At 60.0% G+C, this 18,730-nt stretch carries 15 protein-coding genes; 12 read left to right on the top strand and 3 right to left on the bottom strand.

The genetic code is table 11. The annotated features are described in order from the left end of the window. The first annotated feature begins 15 nt into the window (after positions 1–15). Positions 16–600, top strand: coding sequence for a hypothetical protein (locus J2129_RS03835; protein WP_209629611.1), 585 nt, complete (start codon positions 16–18; stop codon positions 598–600). A gap of 178 nt (positions 601–778) precedes the next feature. After that, positions 779–1,414 carry a DUF2115 domain-containing protein gene (locus J2129_RS03830; protein ID WP_209629610.1) on the top strand — a complete coding sequence of 212 codons (636 nt, stop codon included), beginning with the start codon at positions 779–781 and terminating at the stop codon, positions 1,412–1,414. On the opposite strand, the gene J2129_RS03825 is transcribed toward J2129_RS03830, so the two are convergent. Next, entirely contained in the window at positions 1,391–3,034 is a 1,644-nt protein-coding gene (locus tag J2129_RS03825) for a bifunctional UDP-sugar hydrolase/5'-nucleotidase (RefSeq protein WP_209629609.1), read from the bottom strand. The genes J2129_RS03830 and J2129_RS03825 overlap by 24 nt on opposite strands. Before the next feature lie 232 nt (positions 3,035–3,266). Between J2129_RS03825 and J2129_RS03820 the strand changes: the two genes are divergently transcribed. After that, a complete protein-coding gene (locus J2129_RS03820) occupies positions 3,267–4,304 on the top strand; it encodes a hypothetical protein (RefSeq protein WP_209629608.1) in 1,038 nt (345 codons plus the stop codon). A gap of 955 nt (positions 4,305–5,259) precedes the next feature. Here the strand turns inward: J2129_RS03820 and J2129_RS13180 are convergent. Further along, positions 5,260–6,564, bottom strand: a complete 1,305-nt coding sequence (locus tag J2129_RS13180; protein WP_209629607.1) for a universal stress protein — start codon at positions 6,562–6,564, stop codon at positions 5,260–5,262. 77 nt (positions 6,565–6,641) lie between these two features. Here J2129_RS13180 and J2129_RS03810 point away from each other — a divergent pair, with 77 nt between their 5' ends. The 9 genes from J2129_RS03810 to J2129_RS03770 all read left to right on the top strand — a co-directional run bounded on the left by J2129_RS03810 (position 6,642) and on the right by J2129_RS03770 (position 17,169). Continuing rightward, positions 6,642–7,388: a SagB/ThcOx family dehydrogenase gene (locus tag J2129_RS03810; RefSeq protein WP_209629606.1), complete on the top strand. Its 747-nt coding sequence runs from the start codon at positions 6,642–6,644 to the stop codon at positions 7,386–7,388. A 660-nt stretch (positions 7,389–8,048) separates the two neighbouring features. Then, positions 8,049–9,224, top strand: a complete 1,176-nt coding sequence (locus J2129_RS03805; protein ID WP_209629605.1) for a hypothetical protein — start codon at positions 8,049–8,051, stop codon at positions 9,222–9,224. Between the two features lie 249 nt (positions 9,225–9,473). Continuing rightward, a complete protein-coding gene (locus tag J2129_RS03800) occupies positions 9,474–10,760 on the top strand; it encodes a hypothetical protein (protein ID WP_209629602.1) in 1,287 nt (428 codons plus the stop codon). A gap of 331 nt (positions 10,761–11,091) precedes the next feature. Continuing rightward, on the top strand, positions 11,092–11,580 hold the full coding sequence (locus J2129_RS03795; protein WP_209629600.1) for a hypothetical protein: 489 nt from the start codon (positions 11,092–11,094) through the stop codon (positions 11,578–11,580). Then, complete coding sequence (locus J2129_RS03790; protein WP_209629598.1) at positions 11,577–12,776, top strand: ABC transporter substrate-binding protein; 1,200 nt, start codon at positions 11,577–11,579, stop codon at positions 12,774–12,776. The genes J2129_RS03795 and J2129_RS03790 overlap by 4 nt, the downstream gene beginning before the upstream one ends. 6 nt (positions 12,777–12,782) lie before the next feature. Continuing rightward, the gene (locus tag J2129_RS03785) at positions 12,783–13,838 is read left to right on the top strand and encodes an iron ABC transporter permease (RefSeq protein ID WP_209629596.1); all 1,056 of its coding nucleotides are present in this window, start codon (positions 12,783–12,785) and stop codon (positions 13,836–13,838) included. Continuing rightward, a complete protein-coding gene (locus tag J2129_RS03780) occupies positions 13,832–14,605 on the top strand; it encodes an ABC transporter ATP-binding protein (protein ID WP_209629594.1) in 774 nt (257 codons plus the stop codon). Before J2129_RS03785 ends, J2129_RS03780 begins: the two co-directional genes overlap by 7 nt. 330 nt (positions 14,606–14,935) lie before the next feature. After that, entirely contained in the window at positions 14,936–15,856 is a 921-nt protein-coding gene (locus tag J2129_RS03775) for an acetamidase/formamidase family protein (protein WP_209629592.1), read from the top strand. A gap of 11 nt (positions 15,857–15,867) precedes the next feature. Next, positions 15,868–17,169 (top strand): APC family permease, encoded by a 1,302-nt coding sequence (locus tag J2129_RS03770; RefSeq protein ID WP_209629590.1) that lies wholly within the window; start codon positions 15,868–15,870, stop codon positions 17,167–17,169. Between the two features lie 1,251 nt (positions 17,170–18,420). Here the strand turns inward: J2129_RS03770 and J2129_RS03765 are convergent. Next, a complete protein-coding gene (locus tag J2129_RS03765; protein ID WP_209629588.1) occupies positions 18,421–18,708 on the bottom strand; it encodes a hypothetical protein in 288 nt (95 codons plus the stop codon). Between the last annotated feature and the right edge of the window lie 22 nt (positions 18,709–18,730).

Genomic DNA, 18,730 nt, shown 5'->3' with positions numbered 1-18,730 from the left:
AACTGGTCGATCCAGATGAAATACAGGGTGATCTCTGCGTTCCTCCTCCTGACCTTCATAGCGGCGTTCGTCGGACTCGGAGCCCTGCTGGTCTTGCATCACGGAGACAGAGCCCCTGAGATCTCGTTTGAGACCGTCCCTCCAGGCGAGATCATGGCGGTCGTCACCGAGGCAGAACGCCACTTCACCGCAAACCTCACCGGGGCCATCGCCGGCGACGCCGCTCTGGTACGGTCACTGGACCGGAACGCCCCCGACTTCTACCTCATCCCCTTCTCCAGGGAAGATATCACCGCAGTTGCACAGATCACCGTCCTTGAGAACGGGACCCCGAGATTTTCTCGGTGGAGGCATGACCTTTCTGGAACAGTTGCGTGGATGCGCCCGCCGTTCACTACGGCGATCGTCATGCTCGGCGATGCCGGGTATCCAGACCAGAAATGGACGGCACGTATGGTGAGCATCCCCCGCGAGGAACCGGTCATGCCGTTCTGCTGGGAGTTTGAGAATGAAGGAGGGGAGAAGGTATACATTGGCTACGACCTGAAAAACGATGAGATCAGGGTCATCTCCAGGCTGACACCAGGTCAGGGCGCATAGATCCCTGGCCCCGACACGCACCCTTTTCTCCCTATGGCACCGACCTCATGCAGTGCGACCAGGATTCTTCAAGAGATTTTTCCGCCTTTCATCACCCGCAGACACTCCCCTGCCCCCAAACCCCGGCCCGGCGATGTGGGAGGAGGTGCTCGCCCCGACGCAAGGGGAGAGGAGGAGAGTGTTCACTCTCGACGAGGTGGACGTGATCTGTGCTGAGATGAAAGATGCGGAGACGAGACGTGAACTCCTCGCGGCCGTCGGGCGCGGGATCTCCTCCTTCCAGGTCACCGACCTGCGGGCGATGATGGAGAACTTCAGGAGAAAGACCAAAGACCTCGAACCCGGATACCGGCGCCTCCTCCTCCCGAAGGTGGAGGAGCAGGTGATGGGGGCATACCACGACCTTGCCCTCACCTGCCAGGGGAAAAAACCCCTCGACGACGGACCGGTGGACCCCTCGCTCCCGGCCTATGCCGAGATGGTCGCGGAAGCATGCCGGGCCAGGGTGGCGGCCGGGAAAGTGCCCGACCTCCTTGTCCTCAAGTACCTCCTTGCGGCCTACACGATGTACGTCTGCGGCCGCCCTGCCCACCCGGTCGGGACGCCGTTTCCTGGCGGGCTCGAGGTCTATGCTGAGGGCGAGACCTATTATTGCCCGGTGAGAGAGAAGGAAGGGGACGTCCCCTTCTCCCTCTGCCCATACTGCCCGGCGCGGCAGGACACCGGCGCCCGCACCCTCCACGGCGAGGCCGAAGCGGAGAGGATCGAAAACTTGGGGATCATCGAGGAGTCACGTCGCCACTACCACGGGTGAGGGCGGACCTGACAGGACAGAGGTGATCCGGCCGTCGGTGACCGGGGTGAGAGGGGAGTACTCCCTGACATAGGCCTCCACCGGTTCAATGGCCTTGACCCCGGTCCTGACCTTTCTCTCCACCGGGATCCCGGCGAAGAGGGCATATCCGTCGCCCCCTTCCGCCATATACTCATTGACCAGGACGGTGTACATCGCTTCGTCCTCGACCGGCACCCACGCCTCGCCGTCCCTGACAAGAACCGACTCGACCCGTGCGCCCTTGCACACCACTTCCTGTACCGCTTTCCCGTTATAGACCGCGGCATAGGCGGGCCTGCCCGGATCGATCGTCATCTGCACGCCCCCGACCTGGAGGAACCCCGACTCCTGGATGCCCTCGAAGTCGGGGCCGAGGGCCGAGGCGCTCATCTCACAGATCTGGCGGACCTCGGTCCCGTTCATGCGGACGATCACGACCTCGTTCCCGAAAGGAAGGATCTCGGCGAGCATCCCGTGCGTCACCGGACCTGCCGGGAAGACGCGGTCGCCCCTGATCCCCCCGCTGTTGACGACGGCGAGATCGGCCTCGCCGAACCATGCCAGCCAGGCGTCGGCGATGAGGTCGCCGAGCGGCATCTCCCTCGTGCGCAGGTGCGCCTTCACAGCGTCGACCGCCACCGTGCTCTCGCCGATCGCCTCCTGTTCCTGCGCCTTCATCGCCGCCTGGAAGGGGGCGAGGTACTCCCTGATCGCCCGGTCATATCCGACCGAGTCGTCCATCGGCACCGTCTCCCACTGCCAGTCCTCGATCCCGTCGCCGGTGATCGCACACCTCAGAACCCCGAGGCGCTCGCCCTGACTGCCGTCATGGACGATGACCGTCGTCCAGTCTCCAGGCCCCTCGACATTCTCGCAGAGATAGGTATGGTCATGCCCGCCGACGATAAGATCGATCCCCTCCACCTGCCTTGCAAGATCTTCGTCGCAGGCCGCGCCCATATGCGAGAGGGCGACGACGATCTCGGCGCCCTCCTCCCTGAGGGTCTTCACCTCGCCCCTGGCCACGCCCACATAGTCGGGGTCGACCGTGACATTCGGGCCAGGGTTGGTGATGAGGGCGAGGTCAGGGGTGATCAGGCCGAAGAGCCCGATGGAGGTCCCGTCGACCTCGACGACCATGGAGGGCCTGATGACCGCGGCAAGGGCGGGGTCGTCGGTCACGAGGTTTGCCGAGAGGAGGGGGAACCCGGCATGGCGGGTGGCGTTCAGGTAATGCGCCGCCCCATAATCGAACTCGTGGTTGCCCGGACAGGCCGCGGTGTAGCCCGCGAGGCTCATGGCCTCCAGTTCTGGCTCGCCGCCATAGGTGGCGTACAGCGGACCGGTCAGGTCGTCCCCGGCCGAGAGCAGCACCCACCCGTCGACCTCTGTGGCGATCGCGTCCTTTGCGCGTGCGATCCGCTCGATACCCCCGATGGATGCGCCGGTCTTGTTTGCGTAGGGGAAGATATGGCCGTGGAGGTCGGTCGTCGTCATGATGGCGATCTCGTGGGGGCCTTCCTGGGGGAGGAGCGACGCCGCACCATAGACTGAGAGCGCAAGAAGGCCGGCGGCGAGGAGCAAGAGCCCGACCTTCATGGGAGGGGAGAGGGGGTATGATCTCTTCACGCGCAAGCGTGAGCGAGACCTGGGGATAATATTTCTCCTGATGGTTCAATTTTAAACGAAAGCCACATATATCCAATGAAATATAATTTCACGCGCGGCGACAGGTCAGGCACTTCTCTGGAGTTTTGGTTGAATACGGGGCCATCTCGACTCTTTTCCATTTCATCTGCCCGTGACCGAGGCGCCGCGGAGGCGCTCAGGAATGAATCTCTTGAAAAGAGCAAGAAAACCATGTGGGGCGGGTATCGTCGTCCTGGTCGGGGTTGCGGTCATGCTGGTCTCGTCGGCAGGGGCGCTGCCCTGTGCGACCATCAATCTTGGCCTGATGCACACGAACGGGACGGCGGACACCGCCGAAGTGATCGAGAACGGTCCGGTCACGGCACCGGTGGGGACGAACACCTTCACGGCCCTCTGCAACAACACCGGCGATCAGAATCTCGACGGCCAGTGGGCGCGATATGAACTGACGGTCTGGGACACTGAAGGGTATTCCCACACCGACGCCTGGAAGACTGATCGTGCCGGGTCGCATACGCTTGAGTTGAGACTTCATTCGTACAATGCAGGCGATGCTCAGTACTCTCTTTCCTGCCTGACCGGCACCTGGTTTGATGCGGTGCAGAAAGAGCGCACCATCATCAACGACCTCATCTTCGAGGACACAGAGAAGGAGTTTCAGGGTTCTCTGGTGAGCATCTTCCCCCTCGCCCCCATGACCTGGACGCCGGGTGAGGAGGTGCCGGTGGTTTCACTCGAGACAATCCCGCCCGAAGAGGTCCAGGCACCTGTCGCTGAGGCAGAGCGGCATGCCAGGTCAGTCCTTACCGATGCAGTCGCCGGCGACGCTGTCCAGGTGACGTCGCTGGACCGTACCCTCCATGACTTCTGTCTAATCCCCTTCTTCCAGGACGACGAACTTGCCGCCGTCGCAGAGGTCTCGCTTGCCGGGGCTGGCACCTCACCGCACTTCAAGGAATGGAAATTCGGCCACCCCGACCCTGCCGCCGCACTCACGCGCCTCTCCCTCGGGGAGGCGACCTGGGCACTCGGCAGGGCGGGATATACCGGTGGGAACTGGACGGCGCGTGTGGTGAGCATGGGCTGCGACGCCCCTCTCAGGCCGTACTTCTGGGAGTGCGAGAACGAAGAAGAAGAGAAGGTGTATGTCGGCTACGACCGCTACGACGAGGTGATCAGGGTCTATACCGGGGTGACGCCGGGGGCGAGGAGCGGGTGAGAAGAGAGTGGACCAGGGATATGGATGTGAAAATTGAGAAAGAATTCGAGAAAGGGCTTTGAGAAACCCTCACTTCCTCTTGGCGCAAGGATGACTCAATCGCCTTCCCACACAGTCACGCCGGGGGCGCTGCCCCCGGACCCCCGGGATGAAGATTGGGGCGGGAAGGCTGAATAGAAGATCTTGAAAGACGGGATGCCGTCCTCGACCTATCGTGTGGCGGGGGGTCAGGGGGGTGCAACCCCCCGTCAAAGAGAACTATCAAGAGGATTTCTACAGAGCCCGAGAAAGGGCTTTGAGAAACCCTCACTCTTTCCTGATATGAGCGTGAATCACTCGCTTTCCCCCATCGATCGTACCGGGGGCGCTGCCCCCGGACCCCTGGGGGAAGATAAGGTCGGGAAGGCAGATTCTTTGGAGAGGGAGTACCGTCCACGACCTATCCTGGTGCAGGGGCTTGGGGGGACGAGCGAAGGGGGGTCGAGAAGATCTCTAATCTTCGAATGGCCCGTTTGCTTAAACTATCTTTTTAGAACAGAATGGCTCTGTAGAAATGCTCTTGATGACTATCTCTGCGGGGGGATGGCAATACTCCCTTCATGTTCAATATGTGCCTTCCCAGTTCTATCTTCATCCTGGGGGTCCGGGCGGCATTCGCCCCCGGCGAGAAGATAGGGGAAGGCGGGAGGATAGCGCCTACACCGAGAATTGGCGAGGGTTTCTACAGGGCCAACAGAGTGTATAATAACTTCAGGATCATCAATGAGCCTTCCTTACTCAATCCCCCGTGAGAGGATCTGGGAAGACAATGGGTGCGTGACAAAGAAGTGAACGTCTCTCCACCATCACCTGTCCCTCTCTCTTTATTATGGGTATGGTGGGGAGTTCTGGGATGATCGAATATGAAGAGAGCTCTTGTCCCTCATCCTGTTTATCTATACAATTCTCGCATTACTCACGCCGGACCGCCACCGGCCGGGCGCATCATCGGTTTGACATTTGCTCCTTCGAGGTCGCCGATGGCAAAGGAGAACCGCATCCTGATCGAGGGAGGGAGGCCGGACTCAGGGATGGGGACAAACCCGTAGTTCATGTAAAACCCGACCAGTTCGAGGGTCGAGTGCATGTACAGGTCTTCTCCGCCGCAAGCCCTGACCAGAGCATCGGTGACCCGCCTGGCATATCCCCGCCCCCGCATCTCCATAGGGGTGAAGACTCCGTCCACCTCCAGGCCGTCGGGATGGCGGCGGCACCTGGCCACCGTTGCAAGCGTCCCTTCCACGAAGAGCCCGAAGATCCGGTCGGTCGCAGGGTCGGCCGTCTGGCCGCGGTACTCCTTCCAGATCTCATCGACGAGCTCGAACTCCTCGGGTGCAAGTTCGCGCACCTCCTCGTGGAGGTCAGTGGGGCGGGAAAGGACAAGGACCGAGCACGGCGCCTTCTTTGCAACCGCAAGGGCCGTGCTCCCGATCGAGATGTTCCTGATATAGTCGGTCCTGCCAAGCCGCGGGATGACGATGAGATCTGACCCCGCATCGCGTGCGGTCCTTGCGATCTCGTCTGAGGGACGGCCGGTCCTGAGGAGGGCCTGCACCTCGGTCCCGCAGGTCTCCAGGTGAGCCTTCATCCTCGCGAGTTCCCTTTCGGCCGCCTCTTCTTCTTCCGCACCATGATCGCTTGCAAGCACGTGGAGCAGCACCACTTCTCTGGCCCCGAGGCCAGGGAGGAGGGCGACCGCCTCGCGTGACGGCCGACCAAAGGCCACCGGACAGAGGATCGGGGAGGCCACAGGGTCCTGCCGGCCGCTGCCGCCCCGCGCGATGACCACATGCACCCCGGCCTCCTCCAGCACCTTCGTTGAGACACTCCCAAGGAGGAGGGTGCCGATGAGCCCATACCCCTGGGCTCCGACGACGACCGCCGTCGCCTCCTCGTCCCTGACCGCGTCCAGAACGGCGTTGGCGATCTCGCCGTCAGGTGCACGGAGAATGCGGTACCTCGTATTCACCCCGACCTCCTGGTACTCTTCGGCACGCCTGGAGAGCGCTCGCTCTGCCGTCTCTTCAAGCGAATGCAGGGACCGGCCCGCAAACCACGGCCGCTCCTCATTCCCGGGCTTGAGCACATGGACAAGGACCACCTGCCCGAGGCGCGGGAGGAGCGGGACTACTGCGCTCGCTTCCTCGGCATTCTGCGAAAAATCAGTTGCAAAGACCACTCGATCAAAGAGCCAGGAACTCATGATCCCACAATACCGCATAGGTGCCTCACCGGCTAAATACTCTCTGGTCTTTTTGGGCGCAAATCTTTTCATGCCTCCCTGGTATCGAGGTGAACATGCAGAGAGTGAAGAGTCATACTGGACACACCTTTCTTGAAGAGACGAAGTTTGCCCATCTCCCTCCGTCCGACCAGGCGCTCGGCAGGCCGCAGCCGCCCCTTGAACGCCCGCACGCCGGGGCGGCGGTGACCCCGCTCCCGTCTCCTGACGAGGCCGACTTCAGGCCGGTCGGCCTGGTCGAGGCGATCGTCCAGAGACGGAGTCTCCGCACCTATGCCACAGAACCCATGCCCCTTGCTACCCTCTCGTTCCTCCTCTGGTGCTCGCAGGGGGTGACCTCGGTCTTCGGGGACGCCTGGACCTTCAGGACCGTGCCTTCTGCCGGGGCACGTCATGCCCTCGAGACCTACCTGCTCGTAAACCGGGTGGAAGGGCTTGCTCCGGGGCTGTACCATTATGCCGCCTTCTCCCATGGCCTTTCAATGGTCGACGCCCCGGAGAACGTCGCCGACGCCGTCAAGGAGGCACTCATCAACCAGCCTATGGTCACCGACGCCGCCGTCGTCTTTCTCTGGGCGGCCGACATCTACCGGATGACCTGGCGGTATGGGGAGCGGGGCTACCGCTACATCTTCATGGACGCCGGGCATGCCTGCCAGAACCTCTATCTCGGGGCCGAGGGTGTCGGGTGCGGTGTCTGCGCCATGGCCGCCTTCGACGACGACGCCCTCAACAGAATCCTTGGGCTCGACGGCGAGCAGGGATTTGTGGTCTATGCCGCGGCGGCGGGGGTGAAGGGGTGACCTTGAACAGGTCGTGAAGAGCGAATTCACCCGTCCTTGACAGATCATGAAAACTTCGGCTTTGTAGAGGGTTCTCACTCATTATGGATGCGAGCGTGACCTGCTCGCCTCCCTCCCTCATACGCGCCCGAGGCTCTGCCCCCAGGATGAAGAGTGGGCCAGAAAGGCACACTCAATGGACATGAAGAGGGGGTTGCGCGATCCCGTCCTATCGTGACGCAGGGGGTTTGGGGTATGCGAGCGCCAGCGAGTTTGAGAAGACTCTTTGATCTTCGAGTGCGACTTGGAAGGAGTCGAGAAGATTTCTGATTTTCAAATGGCACGTTCCCGCCAGAGCGCACTCATCACGAGAGTTTCTTCAGAGCCAAAAATTTATCTTTTTGGAGGCGGCACCCCCTCGAAATATGCCATCTCTCTCAAAGATCCTCGGGTTTACCTTCTGACAGAGTGTTTGGGGATGACTCGTCACTGAACTCACAGTGATATGGGCAGTGTTCAGAGCCAGAATACGGTGCCTTAATCTTTGAGGTATAATCTCCTAATTGTCCCATGATTTGCGGGGGAGGGAGATCATAAGGCGCATATACTCTATTGAATATACCGAAAGATTAGGATGCCTTATCAGGTATCCCATAGGAGCCGAACTCCTCAGACCAAAACATGCCTTCTCAAAAAATTGTATTTCTCGAAATTGCGACGGTCCTCATAGCCTTCACGCTCACCGGAGGGTGTGCCGTCTATAAAGACAACACCAACTTCCAGGACATCGGTGTCGTCAGGACCGACGCGGAGGGCGAGACCCTCTGGGAGCAGACCATCGACGACAGTGGTTATGGGGACTATCTTCAGGAGGTGACAGCCTCGCCTGACGGTCGGGTATTTGTAGTATCCATTCTCACGAATCCTCCAAAGTCCAATCTTTCGATGGACACAAACTGGGTTGCATGTCTTGGGCCCGATGGAAAGAAACTCTGGAACTGGAGTGGATCGAGTTATCCAGATGATCTTGCCCCGTCCCCTGACGGAGGATGTATCGCTGTGTTTGGATATGGTGGGATCGTGAAGATCAGGTCTGACGGCAGGACCGGGTGGACCGTTCCTGAGTCAGAGATTCTTGAACAATTTTCCGTGAGAAAGAGACCCTCGAGTGCCGATATGTCGGCAATTGCCCAAACAGAATCAGGTCGCTATATCGTCGGTGGCGATCTGCCGACACATAGCCCCGACGGCGCTCTTTGCGTACAGATCGATGAGAACGGGACGGTGCTGGATGCGAAAAAATATACCGGACAGGATAACCCTCTCTGGCGTGTCGGTGCAATCGTCCCCATGTCTGACAGTGGATGTGGAGTGGTGGGGGATCTCTATGAGCAGCCCCGGCTGGCACGTCTTAATGCCAGGGGAGATATTCTCTGGAATGTCTCAGTTCCCTTCTCCTCCTCAGGGTATGACTATCATGGGATCAGGGAGATCGAGGCAGGAAGTCTTGAACTGCTGGTCGTGGAACGAGGGTATGGTGATCCTGATCAGGTGAGGAATATTGTGTATGATCCTGAGGGTGCAGTGCTCAGGGAAGAAACATTTGCTATTCCTTCGAGTTGCCCGATCACCTGGGCGAGTGACGGGGGCTATGTGGTCGCCGCACTGATGGACAATGAGGGTGTTCTCAGCTCCTCTGCATCTGACGGCGGTTCGCGTGTGCACCTTATCAAATACAACGAGACCGGACATCAGGAGTGGGACCGCACCGTGGGATCGAAGTCCATGGATTCTGTCAAGACAATTGATCCAATCGGTGAGAATGGATACGTGATCGCGGGGGAGATCAAGAGGTGATGGGAGCATATGAACAGAAAAAAAAGATCTGATTTTTTTTTTGGAGATTTTTAGATGTCTTCTCGGCTCTGTAGAAATCCTCTTGATGAATCTCTCTGGCGGGGGCCGTGCCGCCCCCCGGACCCCCCGCCTCACGATGGGCCGAGGACAGCAACGCACTCGTCATGGTCATTTATTCTACCTTCCCAGCTCTATCTTCGTCCCGTGGGTCCGGGGGCAGCGCCCCCGGCCAAAGAGGTGGGAAGGCGGGTGACACACATCTCCCACACACAAGAGGTGAGGATTTCTACAAAACCGTCTTCTCAAAGAATCGTCTCTCTCGGACTGATGACGGCCCTCATGATCCTCGTGCTCATTGCCGGATGTGTTGACGACTCTAATTCTTATGATATCGGTGTCGTCAGGACCAACACAGAGGGCGAGACTCTCTGGGACCAGAATGTTGATAGCGGTTATGGAGATCATCTGCATTGGACGTCCTCTCTCCAGTCTGATGTGGTGTCCATGCCTGATGGCAAGGTGTTTGTCGGATATCGCCTTTACAATCGTCCTAGTTCTGATCCTTCCATGCATATGGGATGGATCACGTGTCTTGGACCGGATGGGGAGAAAATCTGGGACTGGAGCATGGAATCGAAATGGCCTGCGGCTTATGCTCCCACCTCTGACGGAGGGTGCATTGTTGTTCCTCATTGGATGAAAAGTCTAGTGAAGATCGGGCCAGGCGGCAAGACCGAATGGACAGTGTTTGCATCGGCAATTTTGGAACAATTACCGCCAAAAAAGAGGCCGACAGATGCATCTATTTCATCGATCGCGTCGACTGACTCCGGGCACTATCTTGTAGGGGGCGGCTTCAAAAAGGGGCTATTCTGTGCTCGGATTGATGAGAACGGAACGGTGATGGATGTGAAAGAATACTCTGGGCCGAAAAAATCTCTTCCTGGCATCAAAGCAATCGTTCCGATGAAAGACGGGGGGTGGAGCGTGGTGGGGGGTTCTTATGAGAAGCCAGGGCTGGCACGTCTCGATGCACATGGAGAGATCCTCTGGAACGCCACACTCCCATACTCACCCTCAGAATTCCGTGGCGTGAGGGAGAATGGAGAGGGTGGTCTGGAGGTGCTGGTCGAGGAAGTAGAGAGAGATACAATATCTGATTCAGAATATATATCCTATGATCCCGACGGCACGATGCACAATATTGTGTACAGTCCTGACGGGGCGATATTCAGGGAAGAGACATTTGCGATCCTTCCAGAATGTCCGATCACCTGGGCGACTGACAGGGGCTATGTGGTCGCCGCACTGATGCACGATGAGGGCGATCTTGGGTATTTTGCATCTTTTGACAGTTCGTCGTATGTGCACCTCATAAAATATGATGAGACTGGACGTCAGGAGTGGGACCGCACCGTGGGATCAGAGCCTGATATGTACCACGTCGTGACGATCAATGCTGTCGGTGAGGACGGATATGTAGTGGTGGGGGAGAGAGTGAAGGAGAGAAGTTTCTTTGACATTCTGGATTCGTAGAGATCCACTGGACTGTTATCTCTGCGGGGGACGCGCCGTTCAAAGACCTGCAGGGCCTCTCAAGTTCGCTCCCGCTCACACCTCCTTGACCCGCCGGGATTTTGATAGGGGGCAAGAAGGCAAAATCAATCGACCAGAAGAGAGATTAGACTCCACCACCCATCGCTTGTGCAGGGGGTCTGGTGAGTCGCAGGCCTCCCCGCGGAGAGTATCACCAGGAGGATTTCTACAAAGCCCTAAAAATATTAAAATCACATTTTTATGTCTCCACGTAGCACAAAGTTTCTAACCAGTGGTGTCATAGCTGAATCAGATAGTTGGACTGATACCCATGCGGAAAGTGTTGACCCTGTTTCTATGCATCTGCCTCGCCGCCCTCCCCACCCTGGTCGGCGCCGCCGATGTCGAGCGTACCCTCAGCACCCCGGCCCCCGCGGACGGGAGTGTGGTGGACGTCACCCTCTCGATCGAGGAGATCGCTGCCGGGGGGGTGATCGAGCACCTGCCTCCTGGGTTTGTCTTTGCAGGGAGCAATCTCCCGGCCGACCGGGTGGCGGCAGAGGAGAACCGGGTCTGCTTCGCCCTCCTCAACGAGACCTCGGTCACCTACCAGATCGTCGCTCCTGAGAAAGGGAGCGGCGAGATCACCGGGGAATGGTACGACTTTATCGACCGGATCAACGGCACCATCCAGGCCTCGCGCATCGGAGTCGACGGCGCCGGTGTCACCGGGACCGCCGCCGGTTCGCCTGGCCCGGCCCCGGCCCTCATCATCGCCGTGCTTGCAGGGCTCATCATCTCACGGGGGCGACGGCAGTGAGCGCAAGAACACTTGCCCTCCTCCTCGCCCTCCTCGTCCTTGCCGCCCCGGCGGCCGCCCTCCAGGCCCCGCCGGACTCCTCGGAAGACGAGACCATCTCTGAGGACGAGTTTGTGAGGATGGTCCTCTCCTTCCTCACCGGCGGAGAGGATGCCCCCCCCCTCGCAGACGTCGAGGAGGCCGCATCTCTCCTCGACCTCCCGTCAGCACAGACACGGACCGTCACCGACCTTGCCGGCCGGCAGGTCCCCCTCGACAGACCGCTGACGAAGGTCGTCGTCTTCAACGGCGAGACCCTTGAGACGATGCGGACCCTCGGCGTGGACCCCTCCCTCGTCGTCGGAGTGGACAAGTACACCGCAGAGCGAGAGACCTTCTTCCCCGAGTACCAGGAGACCCAGGTGGTCGGGAGCATCTGGGCCCCTGACTACGAACAGGTAGTCACCCTCCAGCCAGATGCCGTCTTCCTGTACGCCACCACCAGCAAGGAGACCTGCGACGAGATCCAGAAAAAACTCGAAGACTCCCTCCCAGGCGTGAAGGTCTTCAGGTTCGACTGCTTCACCCCTGAAACCTATGCAGAGGAGGTGAAGGCGATCGGGACGATCTTTGACAAAGACGCCGAGGCCGAGCGCTTCGCCGCCTTCTACACCTCGTCTCTCGAAAACATCTCGGCCGCCGGCGCCGACGTCCCTGAGAGCGAACGCCCCAGCGTCTACATTGAGAACTGGCGGGACTACAAGACCGGTGCGGCCGGATCCGGATACGAGCAGAAGATCGCCATGGCCGGCGGGACAAACATCTTCTCAGCCCTCCCTGGAGACTACCCTGAGATCGATCCCGAGGCGATCATCGCCGCCGACCCTGACGTGATCGTCAAACTCATCGGCGAGGGCACCTACTCCTACGGCGGGTACGCAGATGTCGAGAGCGAGAAGGTCGCCGGGGTCTACGACTCCCTTGTCGCACGCCCAGGGTGGCAGAGCCTCACCGCCGTGAAGGACGACCACCTCCACCTCCTCCACAACAACATCATGGGCGGGCCGCAGCACTTCATCGGGATGACCTACCTTGCCGAATGGTGCTATCCCGACCAGGCTTCGAGCCTCAACCCGCAGACCCTCCATCGCACCTACCTGGAGGAGTTCCAGCACCTGGAGATCGACCCTGCCGACAGGGTCTTTGTCTACCCCTGAGCCTCCATGACACGTGACGCACTCAGGGAAGGAATCGCCGCCGCCCGGCAGAGACGGGCGGCCTTCTTTTTCTTCACCATCCTGGCCCTCTTCCTCCTCATCGGCGTGGCAGTCACCCTCGGAAGCGCCGGGTTCTCGGTCGCCGAGGCCTATCGCGCTGTCCTCGCCGGACTCTTCCCTGGCTCATTTGAGTCCTCTGGGATGGCACAGACGATCGTCTGGGACTTCCGTCTCCACCGGGTACTCTTCGCCGTCGTCGCCGGGTTCGGACTGGCGGTCGCCGGGACCGTGATGCAGGGGATCCTCAGGAACCCGCTCGCCAGTCCTTTCACGCTGGGCATCGCCTCGGCCGCCTCGACCGGCGCCTCGGTGGCGATCGTCCTCGGTGCCGGGTTTGTCGGCGGAAGTTATCTCATCATCGGGAACGCCTTCCTCTTTGCCCTCCTCGCCGCCCTCATCATCTACGCGATGGCAAGGCACCGCGGGATGGGAGCGACCTCGATGATCCTTGCCGGCATCGCCCTGATGTACCTCTTCTCGGCGGTCACGTCCCTGCTCCAGTATCTCGGGACGGCCGACGAACTCCAGGAAGTCGTCTTCTGGATGTTCGGATCTCTCGACCGCTCTTCATGGCCGAAACTCGGGATCGTCACCCTCCTCCTTGCGGTCTGCATGCCCTACCTCGTCTACCGCGCCTGGGACCTCAACGCCCTTGCCGAGGGCGACGAGATCGCTGAAAGCCTCGGCGTCCCGGTCAACCATGCGATGACCATCTTCATGTTCATCGCCTCCCTTCTCACCGCGGCGGTGATCTGCTTCACCGGGACGATCGGGTTCATCGGCCTCGTCGCCCCGCACATCACCAGGATGGTGGTGGGCACCGACCACCGGTTTCTCCTCCCAGCCTCAGGGCTGGTCGGAGCGCTCCTCCTCCTCGGCGCCGACAGCCTGGCCAGAACCCTCCTTGCCCCGGTCGTCCTGCCGGTCGGGATCATGACCGCCTTCCTCGGCGTCCCGTTCTTCATCTACCTCTTCATGCGCAGGAGGGATGCCGGGTGGTGAAGCTTGAGGTGAGAGACCTCTCCTTCTCGTATCGCGAGCGCTCTGTCCTCGACGAGATCTGGTTTACCGCCGAGAGCCCGGGCGTCGTCGGGCTCGTCGGCCCGAACGGTTCGGGCAAGACGACCCTGATCAAGTGCATCGACGGGATCCTCGGGCCTGAAGGTACAGTCCTCCTCGACGGCACGGAGGTCGTCTCCCTCTCCAGACCTGAGGTCGCCAGGCGGATCGCGTACGTCCCGCAGGGGATCACCAACCACTCGCACGCCACCGTCTACGAGACCGTCCTGATGGGGCGTCGCCCGCACCTCTCCTGGCGGGTGAGCGAGGAGGACGAAGAGGCGGTGGTGCAGGCGATGGAGGCGTTGAAGGTGGAAGAGTTTGCCTTCAGGCGTCTCGGCGACCTCTCTGGGGGGGAGCGGCAACGGGTGATGGTGGCGCGGGCTCTGGCCCAGGGTTCCCCGCTCCTGCTCCTCGACGAACCTACAAGCGCCCTTGACCTCAGAAACGGGATGGAGGTGATGGAGACGGTCGGGAGACTCGCCCATGAACACGGGCGCCTGGTGGCGATGGCCATCCACGACCTCACCCTTGCCGCCCGCGCCTGCTCCATGCTCGTCGTCCTGCGACATGGCCGGGTCTATGCACTGGGCCCGCCGGCCGAGGTGCTCACCCCGGACCTCATCGCCGAGGTCTACGGGGTCGAGGCGGTCGTCGAGGAGCGGGAGGGGGTACCCTACATCTTCCCGCTCAGGCCGCGGCGCGACTGAGATTTTTTGCGCACCCCTCCCCCCTCCCCTCCGGCGCCGGTGCCTCCTCTCGCAAGAGAGCATAATTCGCGCCGGTACCGGGATCCAGGACAATTGAGAGAGGCCAGGATCAATAGAACCCAGTCCAATATTTCTGGAAATATTCTACACATCCCTGGCGACAGATGAGGACATCTCGATAACCATGGAATTTACACCCTGAACCGCATCTCCCCTGATTTTCTCTTCAGAAATCGAGAATAGAAGCAGATCCTATATCCGGCATCGGCGCAAACCACACACTCTGGTATTTCATCCCCACGCGATGGACTGCCAGGAGACTTCAGAACAATGCAGTGTTCACATCATCATATCAGTGATGACAGATGCATCTTCGCCTTTGGTCCCTCCAACTCTGCAGTAGAGAAGGCCAAACCCGGGAGTATCATTGCTTTCACCACACAAGACTGTTTTTCCAACCAGATCACCACTGAAGACCAGTGCGTCACCGGGATCGACTTCTCGCGGATCAACCCGGCCACCGGCCCGGTCGCCATCGACGGGGCGGTGCGCGGCGACGCCCTCAAGGTCAAGATCCTCGAAGTCGTCCCGGAATCGCGCGGGACCATCGTCACCATCCCTGACGCCGGCGTCCTCGGCGCAGAGACCAAAAAGTCGACGACACGGATCTGCCAGGTCACGGAAGGATCAGTCCACTTTGGCGGGATCACGATCCAGGCCAGGCCGATGATCGGGGTCATCGGGGTCGCCTGCGACGAGGAGACCTCGTGCGGCAACCCTGGACGTCACGGCGGCAACCTGGACACCACGCTCATCGGTGCCGGCGCGACGCTGTACCTCCCGGTCTTCCATGACGGCGGACTTCTCGCCCTCGGCGACGTCCATGCCGTCATGGGCGACGGCGAGGCCTGTGTCGCCGCCTGCGAGGTGCCGGCCGAGGTCACCGTGAGAGTCGGCCTCTGCAAGGGGCGTGCCCCGGCATGGCCGGTGCTTGAGACCGACGACGCCTTCTCCATCCTGGTCTCAGACGAAGACCTGGCTACCGCCTTTGAAGAAGGGTTCTCCTGTGCGGTCCGCGCCCTCGCAAAGGCCAACGACCTCTCCTGGGAAGACGCCTATATGCTTGCAAGCCTCGTCGCCGACGCCGGGGTAAGTCAGCTCGTCAACCCGAGAAAGACGATCAGGGTCAGCATCCCAAAGAGCGTGATGACGATCACCGCGCTCCTTGAAGCACTGCACCATGACGCGTGAGGCGGAGAAAAATGGCAGAACCTCAGCTTGAGCGTGTCCTGCGACTGCGGGATCTCGTCGCCTTCGCCCTCATCGCCATGGTGCCCATCGCCCCGATGGGGATCTACGGGATCGTGGCCGTCCTCTCTGACGGGCATGTCCCGCTCGTCTACCTCCTTGCGGCGATCGTCATGTCCTTCACCGCCTGGGCCTATGGCCAGTGCGCCTACCGCTTCCCTGAGGCGGGATCGGCCTACGCCTATGTACGCGAGAGTTTAGGATCGCATATCGGGTTCCTCGCAGGATGGGCACTCCTCCTCGACTATATCCTCATCCCTGGCCTGGTCATCCTGGTCTCGGCCCTCTGGATCGAAGCAGCCACCGGTCTCCCCTTCTATCTCTGGGCCCTGGTCTTCCTCATCCCGGCGACGATCCTCAACATCCTGGGGATCAAGCGGGCCGCAAAGGTGACGATGGGACTTTTCTTCTTCGAGATCGCCGTCTTTGTGATCTTCGTCGTCACCGCCGCCGTGCGGATCCTCACCGACCCGACACTCTCTTTCACGCTTGCGCCCTTCTATAACCCCGAGACCTTCAGCGTGGGGGCTGTCCTTTCTGGCGCCTCGGTGGCGGTGCTCAGTTTCCTTGGATTCGACATGATGACCACCCTGGCCGAAGAGACGGTCGAGGCGCGTAAAGTCGTGAGCAAGGCGGCTCTCATCGTCATCCCGCTCGTCGCCTTCTTCTTCATCTCGCTCACCTACTTTGGTGCGGTGATCCACCCTGGCGCCGCCTTCGAGGATCCAGACGTCGCCTTCTTCTTTATCGCACAGGAGACCGGCGGGGACTGGCTCCAGGTCCTCTGCATGCTCGGCACGGTCATCGCCTGGGGGGTCGGCAACTGTCTTGTCGCCCAGGCCAGTGTCTCCCGCGTCCTCTTCTCGATGGGGCGCCAGGGGCATATCCCCGGCATCTTTGCAAAACTCCACCCGAAGTACAAGACGCCCTACATCTCGATCGTCGTCGTCGCCACCATCACGGGTGCGCTCCTCTATGTGCTGACCCTCCAGGACCTCTCGTCCCTGGTCAACTTCGGGGCGCTGACGACCTTCATGCTCCTGCACCTCTCGCTCGCCTACCGTTACATCTCAATCGAGGGGACGCCGAAGCTGGCTGTCATCCCGGCGATCGGGTTCCTCCTCACCGGCGCGATCTGGTACAGTCTCGATATTTTCGCAAAAGAGATCGGGTTTATCTGGGTGATCATCGGGATCGTGTACCTCGCCTTCATCACGAAGGGCTTCAAGGTGAAGACCACCCTCCCGGTCGAATAATTTTTTTTTTGGCTTTGTAGAAACCCTCACCTCTTGTGTGGGGGAGACATGTATCACCCGCCTTCCTACCCCTTTGGCCGGGGGCGCTGTCCCCGGACCCCTGGGGACCACGATAGGGTCGGGAAGGCGGAATAAATGACCATGAGGGGTGCTGCCGCCCTCGTCCTATCGTGTGGCGGGGGGTCCGGGGGGCGGCAAGCCCCCCGCCAGAGAGATTCATCAAGAGGATTTCTACAGAGCCTTTTTTTGGCTTTGTAGAATCGGGCATGAACCTTTGTTGGGTTCACGCATACGGGAAGAAAATGTTCTGAGGTGCGCTACGGCGTGTGGGCGGGATCCCAATCTTCGCGACAGGACCTTTGAAAGATCTTTGAAAGATCTGGTTTCATCGCCGCCCTCCGGGCGCGAGAGTGCGGGAAAGATTTGAGGATCAGGGGCGGTCGGTCCATCTGAAGAATTTTCTATCCTCCGTGTATCGGCTTCAACGTGATAGAGCACGTTCACACTCTCATGAAAACCTGAAGAGAGGATAGTCGGGATCATTTTCATGGGAACCCCCCCCGCATTCCTGGTGTGAGCGCGACTCACCTCCCTTCCCTCATCTTCTCGCCGGGGATTCAGGGGAACGAACGCCAGCGAGTCTGAGAAGATTGGGAATTTTCGAGCGGCACGTCCCCAGCCAAAGATAACTCTCCAGAGGATTTCTACAGGGCCAATTTTTTTTCTTTTTTCCCCTGGCAGGTCCCTGACGTCTCGAAGATCGATCTCATCTGGTTGGCGAAGATCAAAAATTCTCTTGCTCTGTGGAATCGGGCATGAACTGTGGGGGATCCTGGTCCGCGCTCCGCTTTCAATGCAGGACATCACAGGGGAATACCTCCTCATTGCCGCCCTCGCCCGTCTTGATCTCTCTCTCTTTGCCAGGGGGTTGGCCGCCCCAGCGTCCCCCCGCGTCACGATAGGTCGTGGACGGCCATCCCTCTTCAGGGAGTTTGAATATGCCTTCCCGGCTCAATCTTCATCCTGGGGGACGACTGTAGGGAGTCAAGAAGATGGTGGAAGGCGTGATGATCAGACGTGCCCCCCTATCGCAGAATCTTTCCTGGAATCTCGCGTCAGGGGGTCTCACGCCCCGGAGGCCAACGAGATTTTTTCTTCCCGAGTTTCCTTCCCGAGGGTATCCCAAAATTCTCCAGGCCTCATTCTCACCGATGAAGCGCGAGGGATGACAATGAAGAGAGTCCAACTTTTTCATCGTGCACCCATGCACTCGTCACCTCCCCTCTTCGCTCCCTGAATGGCGAGGAGGACGGGAAGGCGGAGAAAAATCATGAAGACAGGACGCAATCCTCCGCCACTCTTCATCGGCGGGGGGTCGGGGGGGCGGCCAGCCCCCCGGTCGAGGATAGTGTGTAGAATTTCTAGAAGGAAGCACTTCAGTTCAAGGAGATCTTCAACTCTAGAGAGCTTCGGGATATGTTCAATGCGTATCTTCTTCCTGGGGGGCTTGCCACTCGAAGATCTTTGATCTTCGAGCACGCCAGATTCTACAGAACCGTTC

Source organism: Methanofollis sp. W23, assembly GCF_017875325.1.
Taxonomy (GTDB): Archaea; Halobacteriota; Methanomicrobia; order Methanomicrobiales; family Methanofollaceae; genus Methanofollis.
This window is presented reverse-complemented; position numbering and strand designations above follow the sequence as displayed.

What these genes read in the sequence shown, in the direction of transcription:
- J2129_RS03835 (WP_209629611.1), top strand. Translation starts at nt 16, where the DNA reads ATGAAATACAGGGTGATCTCTGCGTTCCTCCTCCTGACCTTCATAGCG.
- J2129_RS03825 (WP_209629609.1), bottom strand. Translation starts at nt 3,034, where the DNA reads ATGAAGGTCGGGCTCTTGCTCCTCGCCGCCGGCCTTCTTGCGCTCTCA.
- J2129_RS03820 (WP_209629608.1), top strand. Translation starts at nt 3,267, where the DNA reads ATGAATCTCTTGAAAAGAGCAAGAAAACCATGTGGGGCGGGTATCGTC.
- J2129_RS13180 (WP_209629607.1), bottom strand. Translation starts at nt 6,564, where the DNA reads ATGCGGTATTGTGGGATCATGAGTTCCTGGCTCTTTGATCGAGTGGTC.
- J2129_RS03810 (WP_209629606.1), top strand. Translation starts at nt 6,642, where the DNA reads ATGCAGAGAGTGAAGAGTCATACTGGACACACCTTTCTTGAAGAGACG.
- J2129_RS03805 (WP_209629605.1), top strand. Translation starts at nt 8,049, where the DNA reads ATGCCTTCTCAAAAAATTGTATTTCTCGAAATTGCGACGGTCCTCATA.
- J2129_RS03795 (WP_209629600.1), top strand. Translation starts at nt 11,092, where the DNA reads ATGCGGAAAGTGTTGACCCTGTTTCTATGCATCTGCCTCGCCGCCCTC.
- J2129_RS03785 (WP_209629596.1), top strand. Translation starts at nt 12,783, where the DNA reads ATGACACGTGACGCACTCAGGGAAGGAATCGCCGCCGCCCGGCAGAGA.
- J2129_RS03775 (WP_209629592.1), top strand. Translation starts at nt 14,936, where the DNA reads ATGCAGTGTTCACATCATCATATCAGTGATGACAGATGCATCTTCGCC.
- J2129_RS03770 (WP_209629590.1), top strand. Translation starts at nt 15,868, where the DNA reads ATGGCAGAACCTCAGCTTGAGCGTGTCCTGCGACTGCGGGATCTCGTC.